The organism is Tolypothrix sp. VBCCA 56010 (assembly GCF_050875635.1).
Classification (GTDB): Bacteria; Cyanobacteriota; Cyanobacteriia; order Cyanobacteriales; family Nostocaceae; genus Hassallia.
Genome location: NZ_JBPAOH010000304.1, coordinates 1 through 3,071, shown reverse-complemented (window position 1 = coordinate 3,071; position 3,071 = coordinate 1). Strand labels below are relative to the sequence as shown.

Genomic DNA, 3,071 nt, shown 5'->3' with positions numbered 1-3,071 from the left:
GAAACAGTTTATGGAATTGGCTATCGTCTGAGGCTAGCGAAAGAGGACAGGGGGACAGGGGGACAGGGGGACAGGGGGACAGGGGGACAGGGGGACAGGGGGACAGGGGGACAGGGGGGACAAGGGGAGGACACTTCCGTGCGGGGGTGGAGGAGTGAGGAACGTGTCCGTGGACAAGGGGAGGACACTTCCGTGCGGGGGTGGAGGAGTGAGGAACGTGTCCGTGGACAAGGAGGAAAAATTTCTCCCTTGTCTTCCCCATCTCCCCCTCTCCCCCTCTCCCCATCTCCCCATCCCCCCCTCTCCCCCTCCCCCACTTCTTCATCACCGACTCCAAAGCAGATATTATTAGCGATCGCCTCAGTTTGGAACCGATTTAAAGGAAGGGTGGATGAACAGGTAACTTTGTTGGAGGAAGCTGCTGTTGCATCTAGTGACAATGCTTTGAATCAAGAACTCCGCAAACAAGCATTTCAAGAAGCTCATACTTTAGCAGGATCGTTAGGTACTTTTGGCTTTGCTTTCGGCTCAAAGTTGGCACGAAAAATTGAGCATCTACTGAAAACTGATAAAATTTTGACTAAAGCGGAAACGACGCAGTTTCAAAGTTGGGTAGAGCTATTGCGTCAGGAAATAGAGCGAAATCAGGATGAGATTGTTTCCTCTTCACTTCCTCTAGATGAATATCCTTTGCTGTTGGTAGTCGATCGCGATCGCTTGCTGGCTTCCCAACTTGCAATTGATGCATCAAATTTCAAAGTGGCGAGCGCAACCGATATTCAAACCGCCATCCAGAAATTGTACCAAGAACATCCCAGCGCAGTACTATTAGATCCGAGCGTTTCCCCACTTGAATCCGACAGCTTGCGCTTACTTTCCGAGTTGAAAGACCGCAAACCACCAGTCAGCGTGATAGTATTTACCGAACAAAGCGATTTTAGCCATCGATTGCAAGTTGCTCGCCACGGTGGACACACATTTTTACAAAAACCCTTACCCATTGCACAGATAATACAAGCGGTGACACAAGTATTGCAACATGCACCTAATGCAGAAGCTCATGTTTTAGCTGTAGACGACGATCCGAAAATAGGTGCGCTGTTGCAAGTATTGCTGACTCCTTGGGGAATCAAGGTGACAACCCTCAACGATCCGCAACGTTTTTGGGAAACTCTGGAATCTATAAAGCCAGATTTTCTGATTTTGGATGTGGAAATGCCGGATGTCAATGGTATGGAGATTTGCCAGGTAGTACGCAACGATCCGCGTTGGAGTGAATTGCCGATTTTATTTTTGACAGTTCATAACGATGCTAATATTATTAATCGCGTGTTTGCAGTCGGTGCAGATGACTTTGTAAGCAAGCCAATCGTCGGACCAGAACTTGTCACTCGCATTATCAATCGTCTGGAAAGGATTAAATTACGGCAGCGTCTTGCCCAAACCCAGCAAGCTGAAGCTGCTGCTAGCAAGAATGATATAACCCGCATTCGCCAACAAACAACAGTTGCTCAGTTGGCTCAGTCAGCTTTGTCTGGCAAAGATTTTTCTAGCTTGATGAATGAAGCTGTGGAGGTTATAGCACAAAATCTGGAAGTAGAATACAGTAATATTTTAGAACTTCTGCCAAAAGAAAACACCTGGGTGCTGCGCTCTGGGGTGGGCTGGGATTCCAAATTAATCGGGCAAGAAATAATCAATTTAGACGCGGTTGTACTCTCTGGGGTGATGATTTCAGATTTAGAAACATCTGATAATAATTCCTTTTTGCAGCAACATCAAGTTAAGAGCGGTTTAAGTGTACCAATTTCCACACAGAATCGAATTTATGGGGTTTTAGGAGCTTATACGCGCAAAAAACAAACTTTCAGTTTAGATGATATGAATTTTGTCCAAGCGATCGCAAACATCTTGTCAGCGGCACTTGAGCGGCAGCAAACTGAGCAAGCTTTACGTAAAGGTAAGGACGAATTAGAATTAAGCGTAGCAGAACGCACAGCAGAATTAATTAAAATTAATCAACAGCTTCAGTTAGAACTTAACGAGCGTCAACGCACACAAGAAGCATTGCGAAACTCTCAAAGTCGATTTGCGGGAATTGTAGAAATCGCCGATGATGCAATTATTTCGATTGATAGCAGCCAACGCATAACCTTATTTAACCAAGGGGCAGAAAAAATTTTCGGCTACACGGCAACCGAAGTGCTAGGACAGCCTTTGGATTTACTGTTACCGTTGCGATATACTGAAACACATCGTCAGCATGTAAGTGAATTTGGCAACTCTACAAAAGTCGCTCATCGCATGGGAGAACGTCGTGAGATTTATGGTTGTCGCAAAGATGGTAGTGAATTTCCGGCAGAAGCTTCGATTTCTAAGTTAAAGCTGGGAGAAGAAACAGTATATACCGTTTACTTGCAAGATATTAGCGATGTCTGGCGACAAGCCGCTCCGCGTCTACGCAAGCAAGTTGAACGCATGAAAGATGAGTTTGTCTCCGTCACCAGTCACGAACTTCGCACACCCCTAACTTCAATTCACGGCTCATTAAAAATGCTGGCAAGCGATTTAATTAAGTCAGATTCTCAACAAGGAAAACGTCTGCTAGAAATAGCTGTCAATAGTAGCGAGCGTTTGGTGCGCTTAGTCAACGATATTCTTGACATCGAGCGCATCGAGTCGGGCAAAGTGAAGATGGAAAAACAAACCTGCAACATTGCCGACTTAATCGCACAAGCAGTAAATGTAATTCAGCCGCTTGCCGAGGCAGCCAATGTTACTTTATCTGTTTCTAGCTTATCACTTCTTCTCTGGGTAGATGGCGATCGCATCGTCCAAACCCTAACTAACCTACTAAGTAACGCTATTAAATTTTCCAACCTCGGTGCAACTATCCAACTTAGCGCCGAGTTGAGAAATGGACAAGGAGGACAAGGGGACAAGGAGACAAGGAGACAAGGAGACAAGGAGACAAGGAGACAAGGAGAATTTTCGAATAATACTCCCCAAGTCGTCCCCCCCCCCCCCCCCCTCCCCCCCCCCCCCCCCCCCCACCCCCCACCCCCCCCCCC

Annotated in this window: 1 protein-coding gene; it reads left to right on the top strand. The window is 46.5% G+C overall.

What is annotated here, in order from left to right; all coding sequences use genetic code 11:
- Positions 1–138 precede the first annotated feature (138 nt).
- A partial coding sequence (locus AABK37_RS40930) for a response regulator (protein ID WP_432557101.1) occupies positions 139–3,071 on the top strand: 2,933 nt, incomplete at its 3' end.